The sequence below is a fragment of the Flavobacterium sp. PMTSA4 genome (assembly GCF_032098525.1).
Classification (GTDB): domain Bacteria; phylum Bacteroidota; class Bacteroidia; order Flavobacteriales; family Flavobacteriaceae; genus Flavobacterium; species Flavobacterium capsici.
On sequence record NZ_CP134890.1, the window covers coordinates 1,771,852 to 1,791,075 of the forward strand.

Here is a 19,224-nt window from a genome sequence, read left to right on the forward strand (position 1 = left end):
TCATTAAAAAACACTAAAAATGAAAAAAATAATTTTACTTGCTGTCCTTTCAATTGCAGGATTAACTGCAACAAATGCACAAACTACAAAACAAACTGTTAAGAAAGCTGCAGCTAAAGTTGAAGCTCCAAAAGTTGATGGTCCAGGAATGGTTTTTGAAAACGAAACTATTGATTACGGAACTATTACTAAAGGTGCTGATGGAAAAAGAGAATTTGTATTCGTAAACAATGGAACTAAACCTGTTACAATTTCAAATGCTCAAGGTTCATGTGGATGTACTGTTCCTACTAAGCCAGACAGTGCAATCGCTCCAGGTGCAAAAGGTGTAATTGGTGTGAAATATGACACTAACAGAGTTGGTCCTTTTACAAAAACAGTTACTATCACTTCTGATGCTTCAGAAACTCCAAAAGTTTTAACTATAAAAGGTACTGTAGTTGAAGATAAACCAGCAGGTGAAACTATTAAGAGTTAATTATTAATATAGTTTTTCTAAAAAGCTTCCGTTTTTCGGGAGCTTTTTTTTTGAATATCTTTGCCAAAATTAATTTATGAGAAAGCTCGAAAACAAAGAACTTGACCGACTAACGGTTACCGATTTTAAAGAAGCTAAAAAAACACCAATCATTATTGTTTTAGATGATATTAGAAGTCTTCATAATATTGGTTCGGTTTTTAGAACTTCGGATGCTTTTCTAGTAGAAAAAATATATTTATGTGGAATTACAGCTGTTCCGCCAAATAAAGAAATTCACAAAACTGCTCTTGGCGCAACCGAAACCGTTGCTTGGGAATATGAAAAAGATGTTTTATCTGTAATAGAAAAATTAAAAAAAGAAAAAATTTCCGTTTTCGCTATTGAACAAGTAGAAAATGCTATTTTCTTAAATGATTTTAAGATTGAAAAAGATAAAAAATATGCTTTAGTTTTTGGCAATGAAGTTTTTGGAGTCAATCAAAAAGCCATTGAACTGTGTGATGGAAGTATTGAAATCCCACAATTAGGGACAAAACATTCATTAAACATATCCGTTAGTACAGGAATTGTGATTTGGGATTTATTTCAAAAATTAAAAAAATGTTAATTGACACTAAATATTAATATTCTTCTTTTTATTTATCAGTATTTTTATAAAATGTTTTTAAATAAATTTCTACCTCTACTTTTATTTTTATTTATTTCTAAAAATGCCTTTGGGATGTTGATTTCAAAAAGTGATTTGAAATTACACATTAAAGACTCTATAAAAACTCATCAAATTACATTTAATCAATTAAATGCAAACAATGTTGCTCCTATGCTGGATGCAACTGGCAACCAAATTTATTGTCCAGGAACAAGCATAAAAATTGTTACAGACATGACCATTGTTGATCCTGATGATATTGGAATTGATGCTATTTACATCCAAATTTCATCGGGTTATGTAAATGGCGAAGAGTTTTTAACTTTGACAGGTATTCATCCAACTATTAATTCTTCATGGAATGCAACTACTGGAACACTCTCTTTAACAGGAGTTTCAAGTCAGCCAACTTATATAGATTTAATTGCGGCAATTAAAGATGTCACATTTAACTCAACCTCAAGCAACCCAAGCGGAATAAGAAACTTTTCAATTTCCGTTGGACAAGCTAATTATTTACCTTCTAATGGTCATTATTATCTCTACATCCCGAATTTAGGAATCACTTGGACAGCTGCAAAAGTAGCTGCTGAAAACACAAACTATTATGGCTTGCAAGGTTATTTGGCAACATTAACATCTGCTGAAGAATCACAAATTGCTGGTGCACAAACTACAGGCGCAGGTTGGATTGGCGGAAGTGATGCAGAAACAGAAGGCGTTTGGAAATGGGTAACTGGTCCTGAAAACGGAACAATCTTTTGGAATGGTTTAGCAAATGGCTCAACTCCAAATTATGCATTTTGGAATACTGGTGAACCCAATAGTGCAGGCGATGAAGATTATGCTCACATTACGGCAGTTGGAGTTGGAATTCTAGGTTCATGGAATGATTTGTCTAATAATGGAGATACGAGTGGAAACTATCAACCAAAAGGATACATTGTTGAATATGGCGGAATGTCTGGCGATCCTGTTTTAAATATTTCCACAAGTACAACTTTAACTATTCCGTCTATTTTTCCTGTTAGTACTCAGTCAATTTGTGAAATGAATTCTATGACACTTAGTGCTAGTGCAACTAATGGTTCAATTAGCTGGTATGCTATTCCTTCTGGCGGAAGTCCTATTGCATTTGGCAATACATTTACAACTCCTGTTTTAACTTCAACTACAACATATTATTTAGATCCTTTCCCAACAGGTTGCACAACTGGAATTAGAACTCCAATAACGGTAACGGTAATACAAAATCCACAATTATCCACAATCTCATCAATAATGATTTGCGAAAATAATTCTGCGAACTTATCTGCAACAACGAATGTTGGTGTAATAAATTGGTTTACCTCTATTTCAAGCGCAACACCAATTGCAACTGGAAGTAATTTTACAACACCAATTATTAATCAAAATACTAGTTATTTTGTTGAAGCAAATAACAACAATTGTTTTTCACCAAGATTTGAAGTAACTATAATCACAAATGCAGTTCCAATACTTCCTGGAGATTTGACAACAACTATTTGTCAAGGACAATCAATCCAATTGAATGCTGGAATTGCAGGAGAGAATTATCTTTGGTCAACTGGTGAATCAACCCAGACTATTACAGCTACAATTAGCGGTCAATATAATGTAGTTGTAACCAATGCGTCAAACTGTTCGTCAACTAGAACATTTAATATTCAAGTTAATGAAATTCCAATAATTGATGACGTAATTACAAATGAAGCTACAGTTACTATAACCACAACAAATACAGGAAATTTTGAATATTCAATTGATGGTATAAATTATCAAACTTCTCCCATTTTCTTGAATGTTCCTGGAGGAATTTATACTGCTTATGTAAACGAAATTAGTGGTTGTGGAAATGATTCTACTCTATTTGCAGTAATCTCGATACCTCACTTTTTTACTCCAAATAATGATGGTTATAACGATATTTGGACTATTAAAGGAATGTCAATCTATCCAAATGCAAGCGTCAAAATTTTTGATCGTTATGGAAAGTTGATAACAATACTTAATCAATCTAATCCTTTTTGGAACGGCACTTTTAACGGAAAAATTCTTCCAGCAGATGATTATTGGTACAATGCAAAAATTGATGATAGTTTACCCGAACAAAAAGGTCATTTTGCTCTAAAACGATAATTTATTTTGAGGTTTTTCCTTGAATTTCGTTCAAAATAAACATATAATCTTCTTGACTTTTGATAAAATCTCGTTCGGTTACATCAATGATTAAAACGTTCAAGTCTTTTTGTGTTTTAATATAATCAAGATAACCATTGTTTATTTTTTCCAAATATTCGGCCGGAATTTCTTGTTCATAATCTCTTCCACGAGCTTTAATATTTTCTAAAAGTCGCTCGGTACTTTGATACAAATAAATATACAAATCAGGTTTTGGCATTTCTTTATAAATGATATCAAACATGGTTTTGTATAGCCTAAATTCATCTTCTGCAAGAGTAACTTTTGCAAAAATCAATGATTTAAAAATATGATAATCGGCAACAATAAAATCTTTAAACAAGTCAAATTGTGCCAAATCATCAGCCGTTTGTTGGTATCTATCCGCCAAAAATGACATTTCTAAAGGAAATGCATAACGGCTTTGGTCTTCATAAAATTTTGGCAAAAAAGGATTATCTGCAAAACGTTCTAAAACCGTTTTTGCATTAAAATCTTCCGCTAATTTATTAGATAAGGTCGTTTTTCCAGCACCAATATTTCCTTCGATAGCAATGTAATTAAAACTATTCAACGAAATTTTATGCAACGGATTTTCTAAAGTTTTTATGAATTTACAATTCGCCTTATCTTCCGAAAGTACTACTAGTTCATGCAAATATTTCTGTAAAATAGGATGACGCCAATCTAAATTCAAATCGCGCATCGGAACCAAAACAAACAAACGGTTTTGCATTTCAGGATGCGGCACTTTTAACTTTTCAGAATCAATAATTTCTTCATCAAAAGCAATAACATCAATATCGATAATTCTTGATTGATAACCTTCTGCTTCTGTTCGAACTCTACCCAATTTTGTTTCTAAAGCTAAAACTTCTTCTAAAATTTGATTGGCCGCTTTTGCAGTATGCATCACTAAAGCACAATTATAGAACTTCTCGCTTTCAAAACCCCAAGCTGGCGTTTCGTATAACTTGGAAACTCGTATAACCGTTCCAATTTCATTCTGAATTTGTTGAATACAACGTTCAATATTTTCAAGTCGGTTGCCTTGATTACTGCCTAACGATAAAATGACTTGATGTTGCTTCATAGGAAGTGCAAAATAAATAAAAGTTATTTAAGAATGCTATTCAAAAACCCGATGTGTTAATAACTATTCACATTAAATATTAAAATTTTGCAAACATATGGTCATAATTCTATAATGTATTTTACATTTGATGGCATTATCTTTGTTAGGCAAATTATTGAATTTTATACTCAAATCATGGTAAAGAAAATTTTAAAAATCGTTGGAATTGTATTGTTACTTTTAATCGTTTCTGCTTTTGCAATTCCTTATTTTTTCAAAGATCAAATTAAAGCCAAAATTGAAAAAACCATCAACGAAAAAGTAGATGCAAAAGTGGCTTTTGCTGATGCTGATTTGAGTTTGTTCAGAAACTTTCCAAATGCAAGTGTACGTGTTGAAAAGCTATCCATTATAAATAAAGCGCCTTTTGAAGGCGATACTTTGGTTGCTTTTGAAGAATTAAACCTTAAAATGTCCATCAAAGAATTATTTAAAGGCGAAGATGAACCAATCAATATTGACGGTATTTCATCAAAAAATGGTTTGATTAATATTATTTTCAACAAAGATGGGATTGGTAATTATGACATTGCTTTAAAAGACGACAAAGACAAAAAAGATGATGATAAAAGCAAACCAATGGCTTTTAAAATCAAAGAATACTCGGTTGAAAATTTCAGATTTCAGTACTATGACGAAGCTTCTAAAATGAAAATGGTTTTAGATTCTATAAATCACGAAGGAAAAGGCGATTTCGCCGCTTCTAAACTCGATTTGGACACCAAAACAACTGCAAAAGTTTCTTTGGACATGGACAAAGCCAATTATTTAAAAAATGTTGCCTTGTCTTTAGATGCTGTTCTTGGTATTGACATGGAGCAAAGCAAATATACTTTCAAAGAAAACAAAGCAAAAATCAACGAATTGCCTTTAGAATTCAATGGTTTCATTCAAATGGTTGAAAATGGTCAGCTATATGATTTGACTTTTAAAACGCCAACTTCTTCCTTTAAAAATTTCTTAGGACTAATTCCGGCACAGTATGCAACGAATATAAAAGATGTAAAAACCGAAGGCGATTTTACCGTAAATGGTTTTGCGAAAGGAACGTATACTGATACTACGATTCCAAAATTCAACATCGAAATTGCTTCTAACAATGCTTCGTTTCAATATCCTAATTTGCCAAAATCGGTTCAGAACATCATGATTGATACCCGAATCATCAATGAAACTGGTGTAATGAATGATACCTATGTAAATCTGGATAAATTATCATTCCGCATTGACCAAGATGTTTTTAACGCCAAAGCAAACATTAGAAACATTGCCGAAAACGCCTTGGTAAATGCCGATTTAAAAGGAACTATCAATCTTGGCAATGTTACTAAAGCTTATCCTGTGAAGTTAGACAAACCACTTTCGGGAATTTTGAAAGCCGATGTAAAAACCGAATTCGACATGCAATCGGTAGAAAAAAGCGATTATGCACGAATTAAAAATGCTGGTAATATCGATTTGACTGGCTTTAATTATACTGATGAAAACGGCAAAAAAATGGCTATCAGCAAAGCTGTTGTTGAGTTTAACCCAAGTCGTGTGAATTTGAAACAATTTAACGCTGTTACTGGAAAGAGTGATTTGGCTGTTAACGGTGTTCTAGAAAATTTCTATGGTTTTGTATTCAAAAACCAAGAGTTGAAAGGTGATTTTAACTTAAACTCCAATCAAATTGCGGTGGATGATTTCATGACTACGAACGAACCAAAAGAAGGCGAAAAGAAACAAACCGAAGCTATGAAAATTCCAGCGTTCTTAAATTGTACACTTACCGCCAAAGCTAACACGGTTTTGTATGACAATTTAACTTTGAGAGATGTTTCGGGAAAACTAATCATTAAAGACCAAAAAGTAACGCTTGAAAACGGAAAAACTAATATTTTCAATGGGTTAATTACGTTTAATGGCGATGTTTCTACCAAAGAAAAAACGCCTAAATTCAATATGAATTTGGGGTTAAACAATGTTGATATTGCGCAAACGTTTACCCAATTGGACATGATGAAAAAAATTGCTCCAATTGCAGGAATCATAAACGGAAAATTGAATTCTACCATTCATCTTAACGGAAATCTTGATGAAAAAGAAATGACTCCCGATTTAAAATCATTGACTGGAGATTTGCTAGGTCAATTACTTTCTACAACTGTAAATTCTAAAAATTCAACGTTGCTTTCTGCTTTAGACAGCAATTTGAATTTTATTGATTTGAACAAATTAAATCTAAACGATTTAAAAGCAGCGTTGACGTTTAAAGACGGAAAAGTAAACATCAAACCTTTTGACTTAAAATACCAAGATATTTCGGCAACCATTGGCGGAACACATGGTTTTGACCAATTGATGAATTATGATTTAAAATTAAATGTTCCTGCCAAATATTTAGGAACCGAAGTCAACAATTTAATTGCAAAACTAACGCCTGCCGATGCTAATAAAGTAGAAAGCGTGCCTATCAATGCAATGCTGACAGGTAGTTTTTCGAATCCAAAAGTTTCAACCGACGTAAAACAAGCCACTACAAATTTGGTTACGAATTTGGTAAAACAACAAAAAGACAAATTGGTTAATAATACCAAAGACGCGTTGAACGATGTGATTTCAAACGTTACAAAACCAAAAACCGATAGTACCAAAACCGATGTCAAAACCGATGTGAAAGACAAAGCAACTGGCTTAATTAAAGGTTTGCTTGGCGGCAAGAAAAAAGAAGAACCCAAAAAAACTGAATAATCCCAATCCCTTTTAGAAATTCTAAAAGGGATTTTTTTATCAACAATAATTAAGGAAAAAATGCTTAATTAAGATAAGTAGTCCTTAATTAAGAAAAAATTCCTTAATTAAGCTAGTAGCTCCTTAATTAAGACATCTACTTCTTAATTTGAAGTTATTTACTTAATCAAACAAGTTCTGAACCTCAACGACGAGGTTATTAACTTCAATGACGAGGCTTTTTACTTCGCAGAAGAAGTTCTTAACTTCAACGAAGAAGTTATTTGCTTCAACGACGAGGCTTTTTACTTCAACAACGAGGTTCTGAAGTTCAACGGAGAGGTTAATAACCTGAACGGTGATGTTTTTTACCTCGTTTGAAAAATTTTAAACCGAAAGTTTCACAACATAACCTTCGTAGGTGCGAACATTAAAGACCGTTCCGTCTTCAAAAAGTAAATATTGCCCTTTAATACCGGTTAGTTTCCCCGTAAAATTGGCTGTTTTATCTAAATTTAAACTGTTCACTTTTTTCGGATACTGCAACACTGGGAATTTGAGTTCGTATAAATCTTCTTTTTCGGGATGAAAATATTCTTGCACTTCATTGGGTAAAAAAGATTTTAATTTTGAACGTTCAGCAATCAAATCCATATCGGGAACTTCATTTTTAAGCATTTTTTGCCAGTTGGTTTTGTCGGCAAAATGGTCTTTGAGCGCAACCTCAGTAATTCCGGCTAAATAACGATTAGGAACTTCCACAATCGGAATGGCTTGTACCGCGCCTTGGTCAATCCAACGGGTTGGAACTTGCGTTTTTCGGGTAACACCAACTTTCACTTCGCTAGATAAAGCCAAATAAACAATATGCGGTTGCAATTGTACTCTTTTTTCGTATTCTAAATCTCGGTCTTCAATATCAAGATGTGCTGTTGAAAGTTCGGGTTTCATAATCCAATCGCCAGCCGCAGCCGAACTCATAAAACAATCGTAACAAAATCCTTGACGAAAAATCTTTTTCTTTTTTCCACAATTCAAACATTGATAGCCAACGAAATTTATTTCTAGCGATTTGTCTAATAATTGATTGAGGTTCAAAAAACTGTTTTCAAACACCAGATAATATTGAATTGGCGCTTGAAATTCGGTTTGCATTTTGGTTAAAACTCCTTCGTAAGTCATTTTAAATGGTTGTATTAAGGTTTTTTTGCTATTTTTGGTAAAGTTATAATTCGCAATTGGTAAATCATAATCCATAATAAAAAAATGCCATTTCCAATCATCAATTCAATTGCTTCGTGGGTTTTGAAACAGCGCATTCATCAGATTGAGTTGTTTCTAAAATATCCGAATGAAGTTCAGAATGAATTGCTGATGAATTTAATTCGCAACTGCGAAGAAACGGTTGTTGGAAAAAAATACGATTTCAATTCAGTTAAAAATTATAACACTTTTGCCGAAAGAGTTCCGGTTTCTACTTATGAAGATTTAGAACCAATGATTGAGCTAACGCGAAAAGGAGCGCAAAATGTTTTTTGGCACAAACCTATCAAATGGTTTGCAAAATCTAGCGGAACTACCAATGCAAAAAGTAAATTCATTCCGGTTAGCGAAACCGCTTTGATGGATTGTCATTACAAAGGCAGCAAAGATTTGCTGTGCATGTATTTGAACAATAATGAAGATTCTGAATTGTTTTTGGGCAAAAGTTTACGCCTTGGTGGAAGTTCTCAAATCTATGAAAACAACAAAACGTATTTTGGCGATTTATCGGCAATACTGATTGAAAACATGCCAATTTGGGCAGAATTCAGCAGTACGCCAAGCAGTAGAATTTCATTAATGAGCGAATGGGAAGAAAAATTAACTGCCATAATTAATGAAACTAAAGCCGAAAATGTAACCAGTTTTGCAGGTGTTCCTTCTTGGATGTTGGTGTTGTTAAACCGAATTCTAACCGAAACTGGCAAAGAAAATCTTTATGAATTGTGGCCAAATTTAGAAGTATATTTTCACGGCGGAGTAAGTTTTGAACCTTATCGCGACCAATACAATAAAATTTTACCTAATTCGAATTTTAAATATTACGAAATATACAACGCTTCCGAAGGATTTTTTGCCATTCAGGATTTGAACGATAGCAATGATTTATTGTTGATGCTGGATTATGGAATTTTCTACGAATTTATTCCGATGGATACTTTTGGCACCGAAAATCAAAAAATTATTCGCCTTTCAGAAGTTGAATTGTATAAAAACTACGCCATTGTGATTACAACCAACTCGGGTTTATGGCGCTATATGATTGGCGATACCGTTCGATTTACATCGTTGAATCCATACAGAATAAGAGTTTCGGGAAGAACCAAACACTATATTAATGTTTTTGGTGAAGAATTGATGGTAGAAAACACCGATAAAGCCATTGCCAAAACTTGTTCAGAATTGAACTGTGATGTGAAAGATTATACCGTTGCTCCTATTTTTATGAAAGGAAAAGAAAAAGGTGCGCACGAATGGATGGTTGAATTTAACAAACATCCAGATGATATAAAATCATTTCAAAAATTACTAGACGAAAACCTTCAAGCCATTAACTCTGACTACGAAGCTAAACGCTACAAAAACATGACATTGAACAATTTGAAAGTCAATGTTGCCCGCGAAAATTTGTTTTACGATTGGCTGAAAGAAAACAATAAATTAGGCGGACAACACAAAATACCAAGACTTTCAAACGAACGTGATTATTTGGAACAATTGAAAAACATGATGGTAGAAATACCAAAATAAACTGCTATGAATAAAAAATTCATATTAGTATTGATAATCTTTATTGTTTCAATTTTTTCATGTGAAAAGAACAAGACAAATAACTCTATAAAAAGTAAAAAAGAATTTAAATCAAAATCAGATTCAATCAAATATCTAAACTATATTAATCTAATTGAATTAGGAAATGGCACTATTGATAGATACATTGTTGTTAATGTGAAAAATTTAAATACTGGAGAAAAGAAAGAAATATGTACTTATAGCGGGTTTTTGGATTATGCTTTAGAAGTCGAAAATAAAAATGATAAAATACAACAACAAATTCGGAATAAAGAACGCTATTTTGAGTTCAAAGATACGGCTGCATTAAATAACATAGGCTTTTATTCATATAGTATTGATGAATTAAAAGATTATGAGAAAAAAATAAATTTTGATTCAATTTTAGTTAAGCTATCAAAAAAAGAGTATACTGGAATGGAATTTGGGAAAAACCATAACGAATTAAATATGTTTGCTCATTTACTATTTAACAAAGGAATTTTAAGTCAACATTATTCATGTTATTGTATGTTCCAAATAATTGATGAGAATTACATCAATGATAGAAAAAAAGAAATTAAACGATTTGAAAAAGAATAATATATTGTAGCTATGAAAAAAATATTTGTATTACTAATCTTTTTAGGATTTCTCGCTTCTTGCGGTCCGCATAGAATGAAATGTGGTCCGGGAAGAAGATGTTTGGTTGAAATGCCAAAAGAAAAACCTGTTTTTGATAAAAATGTTGCTTGATTTCATTTAATTGAAATCAAAATTATCCCTTGTTTATTTTTGAATTTACTACATTATTCATAATCAGCAGTGTATTTATTTGAATTTATAAAAAACTAAAAAATAGTTGATTTTGTTGTAACATATTGACTGATGAAAAGTCTTATGAGTAATCATCAATCAAATTAATCACAAATGAAATCATTATTCACTGCACTTATTGTATCCTTTAGTGCAACTTTTTATGCTCAAGAAGCTGAAAAAACTTTCCAACAAACTACTGTTAACGACACTATTAAATCTCCAAAAATAAATGAACTTGAAGGTGTCACTATTTTTGGAAACAAAAAACAATTTGTAAAAGTTGACGCTGATAAAACAACCATCAGCATCAAAGAAAACCCAATGCTAAGCACCGGTAATGCTTTGGAAGCTGTAAAAAAACTACCTGGTGTTATTACTTCGCCAACAGGAAGTTTAACCTTAAACGGAAAAGGTGTCGCTGTTTATATTGACAATGCTCCAAGTACATTGAGCGGACAAGATTTGCAAAATTATCTTTCTTCGTTACCCGCCAACGCAATTGAAAAAGTTGAATTAATATACAATCCTGGTGCTGCATTTGATGCCAATGCCAGTGGTTCAATTATTAATATCATTACAAGTTCAAGAAGAATGAAAGGAATTAATGCGAGTTTTAACATTAATTACAACTTCAATAAATACCAAAAACCAAGCCCTCAAATTCTTTTAAATGGAAAAGAAAAAGACTTAAGTTGGCAAACTATGATTGGCTACAACTATATTGATAGCGAAAACAGAACGATTACCAATCAAACCTTTACAGCGTTTACTCCAAATAAGGTTTTGGAACAAGAAAATTTTTCGGTAAACACCAATAGAAATTTTTATTGGAGAACAGGAACTAACTATAAATTAAGCGACAGAACAAATTTTCTTTTAAACTATAATTTATATTTAGGTAATGACCGAACAGTTTTTGACGCAACTACTTTTGGTGAAAATATCGATTATTACAACAATGGTATTTCTAAAACTAAACACCAAAATCACGAATTGAGTTTGCAATACAAAACAAAATTAGACACTTTAGGAAGAACGCTAGATATTACTGGTTATAGTAACTTATTCAAAAGAAATCCAATTACAAACTCTGATGCAACAGATTTTGTTTCGAATGAAAACTATTTTAATAATGGTGAAAATGATTTTGATTTAAAAAATTATTACTTGAAATATGATTTCAATATTCCTTTTGAAAAGTACAATTTTTCAATAGCAACTGGTGGAAAATACAATATTTTAAAAGTAGATAACGTTGGCGATTATTTCATTAATAGTCCAACTGCCAACACTATAAATTTTGACTACACCGAAAATAATTTGGCTTTTTATGCTGAAGCAAGAAAAAAAATAAAGAAGTTTAGTTTCACTTTAGGCCTACGTTTTGAAGATTTTAATGTTGAGCGTATTTCGAGTACCGTTGCTGAAAAAATCAAGTTCAGAAACACAAATTTGTTTCCTAACATGAGTGCTATTTATGAAATAAATGATAATGTAAATCTTTCAGCTTCTTATTCAAGAAAAATTAATCAACCAAATTACAATACTTTAGACCCAAATAATAGCTCAACTTTTGACCAATATAATTCATCGCAAGGAAATATATTTTTAAATCCAACGTTCTTTGACAATTATGAATTCAAGGTTTCAGCGATGCAATTTATTCAGTTTGGAGCCAATTTCACACGAACAAAAGACAACAATCTATTTATTTTTAGCGCTGATGCTAATGCAACTGAACCCGTTAGCAATCAAACTTTCCAACAGTTTAAAAGATATGATACTTTTAGTGCTTTTTTGAGTTTCCCAATTCCTCTGGATTATTTCTTCAAAGGAAAAGAAGAGTTTCAAAAGAGAATGAATTATATGGATAAGATGAATTATATTTTCTTGAACATTAATTATGTTAAAAATGAAATTGAAGGTTTTGAATTTCCATATTCTAACAAAGCCATTTGGAATTATTCGGCACAAGCACAATTTATTTTGCCTTGGGAAATTAAAAATACAATTACCTATTTTATCGTAGACAAAGGAAATTGGGAAATTTATAAAATCACAAAACCAATTCAACAGTTTGATATTTCTTTCCACAGAGAATTTATGGATAAAAAATTAAAACTAGGTTTACATTGCTTTGATGTATTTAATGCTAATGAAGTAAATGCGTTAGTTGGAGGCCAAAATTTGAACACTACTTTTTATCAAAAACAAGACAGCAGAACTTTTAGAATTTCGTTGACTTACAATTTTGGAAACTTAAAATTGCAAAAAGAAAACACCAATATTGATGTTGAAAAAGTACAAAGTACTGGAGGTTTTGGAAAATAAAAATAAAAAAACCAGCTTAATAAGCTGGTTTTTTTTATAGTTTTTAAGATGCTATTTCTAATCTTTTCAAGAGATTTTTTGTCAAAGCTTCTTTTGCATAATCAACATCTACATGTAGTTTTTTCTCGTCTGTACTAGGCAAGTCATACATTGCATCCGTCAAAATTGCTTCACACAAAGAACGAAGTCCACGAGCACCAAGTTTGTATTCCAAAGCTTTTTCAACAATATAATCTAATGCTTCCTTTGAAATAGTAAATTTAACACCATCCATTCCAAACAATTTTTCATATTGTTTGATTAAGGCATTCTTTGGTTCTGTTAAAATAGCTCTCAAGGTTTCAGCATCAAGCGGGTCCATATAAGTTAAAACTGGAAGTCGACCAATAATTTCAGGAATTAACCCAAAATCTTTAATGTCTTTTGGAATTACATATTGCAATAAATTGTTTTTGTCAATTCCATCTATATTTTTTGCATTAGAATAACCTATAGCCTGACGATTCATTCGCTTCGAAATAATACGTTCAATACCATCAAAAGCACCACCTGCAATAAATAAAATATCTTTAGTATTTACTTCTACGAACTTTTGGTCTGGGTGTTTTCTTCCACCTCTTGGTGGAACATTTACCATTGTACCTTCTAATAATTTTAATAATGCTTGTTGAACTCCTTCACCAGAAACATCACGTGTTATTGATGGATTATCACTTTTTCTTGCAATTTTATCTATTTCATCAATAAAAACAATTCCTCTTTCAGCTTTTGGAACATCATAATCAGCTGCCTGTAGTAAACGAGTTAAAATACTTTCAACATCTTCACCAACATAACCAGCTTCTGTTAAAACGGTAGCATCAACAATTGCCAAAGGAACATCTAACATTCGTGCAATAGTTTTTGCTACCAATGTTTTTCCCGTTCCTGTTTGTCCAACCATGATAATATTGCTCTTTTCAATTTCAATATCTTCTTCGTTTTGCAATTGCATCAATCTTTTATAGTGATTATAAACTGCAACCGACATTACTTTTTTGGTTTGATCTTGACCAATAACATATTGGTCTAAAAAAGCTCTGATTTCTTTTGGTTTTCTTAGAACCAAATCATTTGTTGGTTTTGGTAATGCAGAAGTTCCTTTTAATTCCTCCATCACTATTCCATGCGCTTGCTCAATACATCTATCGCAAACATGTGCATTTATTCCAGCTATCAATAAATTGGTTTCTGGTTTTTTTCTTCCACAAAAAGAACATTCTAATACTTGCTTTGCCATTTTTTTATTTTGTAAAGTTGAAAACTCAACCTTAATTATCTTCTTAAAACTTCATCAATCATTCCGTATTCTTTAGCTTCATCAGCAATCATCCAATAATCACGTTCTGAATCTTTATAGACTTTATCATATGTTTGTCCGGAATGATTAGCGATAATAGTATATAATTCTTCTTTCAACTTCAACATTTCCTTTAAGTTGATTTCCATATCAGTTGCTACACCTTGTGCACCGCCAGAAGGTTGATGAATCATAACTCTTGAATGAGGCAAAGCAGAACGTTTGCCTGCAGCACCAGCACAAAGTAAAACTGCACCCATTGAAGCTGCCATACCAGTACAAATAGTTGCTACATCAGGCTTGATATATTGCATAGTATCATAAATTCCTAAGCCAGCATAAACACTTCCACCTGGAGAATTGATATAGATTTGGATGTCTTTTGAAGCGTCAACGCTTTCTAAAAACAGCAATTGAGCTTGTATAATATTTGCCATATAATCATCAACTCCTGTTCCCATGAAAATGATTCTATCCATCATTAATCTTGAAAAAACATCAAGTTGAGAAATGTTTAGTTGTCTTTCTTCAATGATATATGGCGTCAAACTAGCAACCATTTTATCATAATACAAACTGTTTACACCATGTTTTTTGGTTGCAAATTTTTTAAATTCTTTTCCGTAGTTCATTTTTTACTATTTATTAGTTCTATGTTTTCGTAATACAATTTCAAAAGTCAAAAGTCATGCCTATTTTAAACCATGTCATAATGACAATAAAAAAGCGCCAAAATCATTTTGACTTTGACGCTCAAATATAATAAAATATTTATTTAGATTTCACCATACATCGCTTTGATGAAATCATCATAAGTAACTTCTTTTGATTTTGATTTTACTTGCTCTTTGAACAAATTCAACATTTTTTCATTCATTACTTGCTCAGAAAGTCTTTTTACTTCGTCTTGATTAGACATTACTCTCGCAACAATTCCTTGAACATCTTCATCGGTTGGATTCATTTGACCAAACTGTGCCATTTGTTTTTTAATCAACTCCGTTGTGTAAGCTTTTAAATCTTCAAAAGTGATTTGCAAATTATTATCAGTAATAATTTTTCCTTCTATTAATTGATAACGTAATCCTTTTTCTGATTTTGCATATTCAGCTTCTGCTTCTTCTGCCGTTAAAGGATTTTCTCCAGCTGCTTGAATCCATTTTTTTAGAAACTCAGCAGGCAAATCAAACTTAGTATTGTCTATTAAAAATTCAGTAACGTCGTTTAAGAACTTTTGGTCTGCTTGTTGCGCAAATTGTTTTTCAGCATCTTCTTTGATTTTTGCTTTCAATTCATCAACAGATGTAACTACTTTTGGTCCAAATAATTTATCAAATAATTCTTGGTCTAAAACTGCAGGTTCGTGAGTCGTAACTTCATCAATAGTAAAAGTAACTTCAACATCTAATCCATGAACATCTTCATGACTTACCGCTAAATAGTCCATTAATTTGTGATCATCATCAAACAACCCTTTTGTTTTTAGAGTAACAACATCCCCAATTTTTTTACCTATAAAAGTTTTTGCTGTTTTTTTATCAGCAAATGCATCAAGTGAAATTGTAGTTCTATTGTTGATTCCTTTTTCCTCGTTTACAAAAAACCCAGAAACATCATTTCCTTCTTCAACAGTATCTTTAGCAATTAATTTACCATACTGTTTTTGAATTCTAGCAACTTGATCATTCAACATTTTGTCATCTGCGATAATTTTATAGCTAACTAAATTATTTTTAGCATTTAAATCAACTGCAAATTCAGGAGCTAATCCTAATTCGAATTCAAATTTATAATCTTCAACATCCCAATTGAAATCTTCAGTTACTTTTGGTAGAGGATTTCCAAGAATATCTAATTTTTCTTCAACTAAATAATTGTTTAAATTATCTTGAAGTAACTTATTTACTTCTTCCAATAAAATAGCTTTTCCATATTGTTTTTGAATCAAACTCATTGGCACAGTTCCTTTTCTAAAACCAGGAATAGCAGCATTTTTTCTATAATCTGCTAATACTTTTTGTACTTTTTCTGAATAATCAGATTTTGATACTTCAACAGTTACTACTGCATTCAACGCGTCAACGTTATTTCTTGTAATATTCATTTTTATATATACTAAAATTGGGTTGCAAAATTAAAACATTTCTACAACCCAACCAAGTTTTTATTTTATTGATTTTTAAAGATTTATTTTGCTTCTCCAGTAAGCTGAAACACCAATGATTGAGAAAGAGATAAAATTATACTAAACAACATTGCTGTCCAAAACGAAGCTACTTCAAAACCATCTACAAAATGACTGCACAACAATATGATACAAGCATTAATAACCAACAAGAACAATCCTAAAGTAAAAATTGTTATTGGTAGTGTAAACAAGACTAAAATAGGTTTCACAAAAAAATTGAGTAAAGCTAAGACTATAGCTACTGACAATGCTGTTGTAAATTCATCTACAATAACTCCTTTCATCAGATAGGCAACTACCATTACTAAAATGGCGGTAATCAAAATTCTAATTAACAGTTTCATAATTTGTTATAATTATTATAATTGTTTTTAAAATTAAGTATTTTAAATTACTTTTGGTTTAATTAACTAAAAAATAATAATTATGAAGAAAATTTTACTTTTGTTTACCTTTATTTCTGGCTTTTATTTAAATGCGCAAACTTGGACAGAACAAAACACTGGATATCCAGTTGATGGTTCTTATACTGGTGACATTTCAATTGTCGATGCTAATGTAGTTTGGACAATGGTTCAAAGAACATCTACTACCAATCATCAAACTTATGGCAAGTCTACAAATGGCGGGACAACATGGACAACAGGCACAATTAATGTTGGAAACACAACCGGATTAGGAATTGGGAATATTACTGCCTCAGATGCTAATACTGCATGGGTTTCAGTATTCCCAACTACGACAGCACTTGGAACTCAAGGTGTTTATAAAACCACCAATGGCGGTGCGACTTGGACAAAACAGACTACGGCAGCATTTACTTCTGCTTCATTTGTTAATTTTGTACATTTTTGGGATGCCAACAACGGTGTATGTATGGGAGACAAAAAGAATGGATATTTTGAAATTTACACTACTACAAATGGAGGAACAACGTGGACAAGAACACCAACCGGAAACATAGCTGCATCTACAACAGATTATGGATATACAGGGAAATTTTATGTAAAAGGCAATACGGTTTGGTTTGGCACAGATGGTGGACAATTAATGAGATCCACAAATAGAGGATTAAACTGGACAACCATAAATACTCCAATTGCAGATTTTGGAGGAGGAACTGTTGCAACTTCTGTTGGTGAGTTTGCTTTTAAAGATGACAATAATGGTGTTATTCAGCAAACTGTAAGTAATACTTTTTATGTAACTACTGATGGCGGCGCTAATTGGACAACTGTTCCTACTACTGGTATGTTTTGGGGTGCAATTGATTATGCTGGTGCTGATATGCTAGTTTCTGCAGGTTCAACTACAGGAAATTTTGGATCATCATATAGTCTAGATAATGGTACAACTTGGACTGCTATTGATGCTTTATCTCACACAACTGTTGAATTTTTAAATGCGACAGTTGGTTTTGGAGGTGGATTTACAGGTACTGGCACTGGTGTTGGAGGAATTTTTAAATTCAATAATACTTTAAAAAATTCTCAATTTATTTCTTCTAAATTTTCAATGTATCCAAATCCAACAAATAGTGTAATTAACATTTCAAACAATGATGATATTGTAATGAATACTATTTCTATTTCTGATATAAATGGAAGAACTGTAAAACAAGTTAAAGTTGACAATGTTAATTCTACTCAAATCAACGTATCAGAATTAAGTTCAGGAATTTATTTTATGAATATTTCAACTGATTCTGGAAATGCAGTTAAAAAATTCATCAAAAACTAATTTAATAAAATCTTATTCAAAAAAGTCCTTTCTGTTTGAAAGGACTTTTTTATTTTAAAAACTCAAATGTTTCTTCAAAAAACATTAGAGGATTTTCAGCATGTAACCAATGACCAACATTTGGAATAGTTTTCAATTGAAATTTAGGAAACTGTTTTTCAATTTGTGATAAATCGTTATCTAAAATATATTTTGAATTTCCTCCACGAATGAATAATGTAGGTTTTTCAAATTGTTTTTCTAATGGTAAAGCTGCGCCAATTTCTTCAATTTTTTTATTAAAAACAGGCAAATTAAATCGATAAGCCAATTGTCCAGGTTCTATCCAGTATAAACTTTTCATTAAAAACTGTCTTGTCCCAAAATCTGGAATAAATGGATACAAAATTTCTTCTACTTCATTTCTATCTGGCTTTTTTGAAAAATCAACAGCATTCAAACCTGCTAAAATATCTTGATGATGTGGTAAATAATATTTTGGACCAATATCAGCAATTATAAGCTTGTCAACCAATTCAGGATAAGTTGTTGCAAAAAACATTGCCACTTTTCCGCCCATTGAATGTCCAATCAAATCAATTTTTAGAAGATTATAATGTTTACAATAATCAAAAACATCATTCATCATAACTTCATAATTAAAATCATCAGAATGAAAACTTCTTCCGTGATTTCTTAAATCGAGTAAATGAACTTGAAATCCATTTTCTGTATATTTTGAAGCGAAAGATTTCCAATTATCCGACATTCCAAGAAATCCATGCAATATTAGAAGTGGCTTTCCTTCGCCTTCTATTTTTGAATATAACATAAA

General features: G+C 31.6%; 16 protein-coding genes. 9 read left to right on the top strand and 7 right to left on the bottom strand.

Annotation, left to right across the window (positions count from 1 at the left end; all coding sequences use genetic code 11):
* Nucleotides 1-19: 19 nt before the first annotated feature.
* From RN605_RS08285 to RN605_RS08295, 3 genes are all read left to right on the top strand, one after another.
* Nucleotides 20-478 (top strand): DUF1573 domain-containing protein, encoded by a 459-nt coding sequence (locus tag RN605_RS08285; RefSeq protein ID WP_313324113.1) that lies wholly within the window; start codon nucleotides 20-22, stop codon nucleotides 476-478.
* A gap of 76 nt (nucleotides 479-554) precedes the next feature.
* Nucleotides 555-1,088: an RNA methyltransferase gene (locus tag RN605_RS08290; protein WP_313324115.1), complete on the top strand. Its 534-nt coding sequence runs from the start codon at nucleotides 555-557 to the stop codon at nucleotides 1,086-1,088.
* 114 nt (nucleotides 1,089-1,202) lie between these two features.
* Nucleotides 1,203-3,290, top strand: coding sequence for an Ig-like domain-containing protein (locus RN605_RS08295; RefSeq protein WP_313324117.1), 2,088 nt, complete (start codon nucleotides 1,203-1,205; stop codon nucleotides 3,288-3,290).
* Between the two features lies 1 nt (nucleotide 3,291).
* On the opposite strand, the gene folK is transcribed toward RN605_RS08295, so the two are convergent.
* Nucleotides 3,292-4,425 (bottom strand): 2-amino-4-hydroxy-6-hydroxymethyldihydropteridine diphosphokinase, encoded by a 1,134-nt coding sequence (folK, locus tag RN605_RS08300; protein ID WP_313324119.1) that lies wholly within the window; start codon nucleotides 4,423-4,425, stop codon nucleotides 3,292-3,294.
* A gap of 177 nt (nucleotides 4,426-4,602) precedes the next feature.
* Between folK and RN605_RS08305 the strand changes: the two genes are divergently transcribed.
* The gene (locus RN605_RS08305; RefSeq protein ID WP_313324121.1) at nucleotides 4,603-7,200 is read left to right on the top strand and encodes an AsmA-like C-terminal region-containing protein; all 2,598 of its coding nucleotides are present in this window, start codon (nucleotides 4,603-4,605) and stop codon (nucleotides 7,198-7,200) included.
* Nucleotides 7,201-7,566: 366 nt separating this feature from the next.
* On the opposite strand, the gene RN605_RS08310 is transcribed toward RN605_RS08305, so the two are convergent.
* Complete coding sequence (locus RN605_RS08310) at nucleotides 7,567-8,361, bottom strand: DUF2797 domain-containing protein (protein ID WP_313324123.1); 795 nt, start codon at nucleotides 8,359-8,361, stop codon at nucleotides 7,567-7,569.
* Nucleotides 8,362-8,445: 84 nt separating this feature from the next.
* Here RN605_RS08310 and RN605_RS08315 point away from each other — a divergent pair, with 84 nt between their 5' ends.
* The 4 genes from RN605_RS08315 (at nucleotide 8,446) to RN605_RS08330 (ending at nucleotide 13,143) form a co-directional block, all read left to right on the top strand.
* Complete coding sequence (locus RN605_RS08315) at nucleotides 8,446-9,972, top strand: GH3 auxin-responsive promoter family protein (protein WP_313324125.1); 1,527 nt, start codon at nucleotides 8,446-8,448, stop codon at nucleotides 9,970-9,972.
* Nucleotides 9,973-9,978: 6 nt separating this feature from the next.
* Nucleotides 9,979-10,596: a hypothetical protein gene (locus RN605_RS08320; protein ID WP_313324127.1), complete on the top strand. Its 618-nt coding sequence runs from the start codon at nucleotides 9,979-9,981 to the stop codon at nucleotides 10,594-10,596.
* Nucleotides 10,597-10,608: 12 nt separating this feature from the next.
* Complete coding sequence (locus tag RN605_RS08325) at nucleotides 10,609-10,749, top strand: hypothetical protein (RefSeq protein ID WP_313324129.1); 141 nt, start codon at nucleotides 10,609-10,611, stop codon at nucleotides 10,747-10,749.
* A gap of 174 nt (nucleotides 10,750-10,923) precedes the next feature.
* Nucleotides 10,924-13,143 carry a TonB-dependent receptor domain-containing protein gene (locus tag RN605_RS08330; RefSeq protein ID WP_313324131.1) on the top strand — a complete coding sequence of 740 codons (2,220 nt, stop codon included), beginning with the start codon at nucleotides 10,924-10,926 and terminating at the stop codon, nucleotides 13,141-13,143.
* A 43-nt stretch (nucleotides 13,144-13,186) separates the two neighbouring features.
* Here RN605_RS08330 and clpX read toward each other — a convergent pair whose 3' ends face one another.
* The 4 genes from clpX to RN605_RS08350 form a co-directional block, all read right to left on the bottom strand.
* Entirely contained in the window at nucleotides 13,187-14,422 is a 1,236-nt protein-coding gene (gene clpX / locus RN605_RS08335) for an ATP-dependent Clp protease ATP-binding subunit ClpX (RefSeq protein WP_313324133.1), read from the bottom strand.
* Between the two features lie 35 nt (nucleotides 14,423-14,457).
* On the bottom strand, nucleotides 14,458-15,114 hold the full coding sequence (gene clpP, locus RN605_RS08340; protein WP_313324135.1) for an ATP-dependent Clp endopeptidase proteolytic subunit ClpP: 657 nt from the start codon (nucleotides 15,112-15,114) through the stop codon (nucleotides 14,458-14,460).
* A 143-nt stretch (nucleotides 15,115-15,257) separates the two neighbouring features.
* Nucleotides 15,258-16,586, bottom strand: a complete 1,329-nt coding sequence (tig, locus tag RN605_RS08345; RefSeq protein WP_313324138.1) for a trigger factor — start codon at nucleotides 16,584-16,586, stop codon at nucleotides 15,258-15,260.
* Nucleotides 16,587-16,669: 83 nt separating this feature from the next.
* The gene (locus tag RN605_RS08350; RefSeq protein WP_313324140.1) at nucleotides 16,670-17,014 is read right to left on the bottom strand and encodes a phage holin family protein; all 345 of its coding nucleotides are present in this window, start codon (nucleotides 17,012-17,014) and stop codon (nucleotides 16,670-16,672) included.
* Between the two features lie 82 nt (nucleotides 17,015-17,096).
* On the opposite strand from RN605_RS08350, the gene RN605_RS08355 reads away from it, so the two are divergent.
* Nucleotides 17,097-18,410, top strand: coding sequence for a T9SS type A sorting domain-containing protein (locus tag RN605_RS08355; protein WP_313324141.1), 1,314 nt, complete (start codon nucleotides 17,097-17,099; stop codon nucleotides 18,408-18,410).
* Between the two features lie 49 nt (nucleotides 18,411-18,459).
* On the opposite strand, the gene RN605_RS08360 is transcribed toward RN605_RS08355, so the two are convergent.
* The gene (locus tag RN605_RS08360; protein ID WP_313324143.1) at nucleotides 18,460-19,221 is read right to left on the bottom strand and encodes an alpha/beta fold hydrolase; all 762 of its coding nucleotides are present in this window, start codon (nucleotides 19,219-19,221) and stop codon (nucleotides 18,460-18,462) included.
* Nucleotides 19,222-19,224 lie beyond the last annotated feature (3 nt).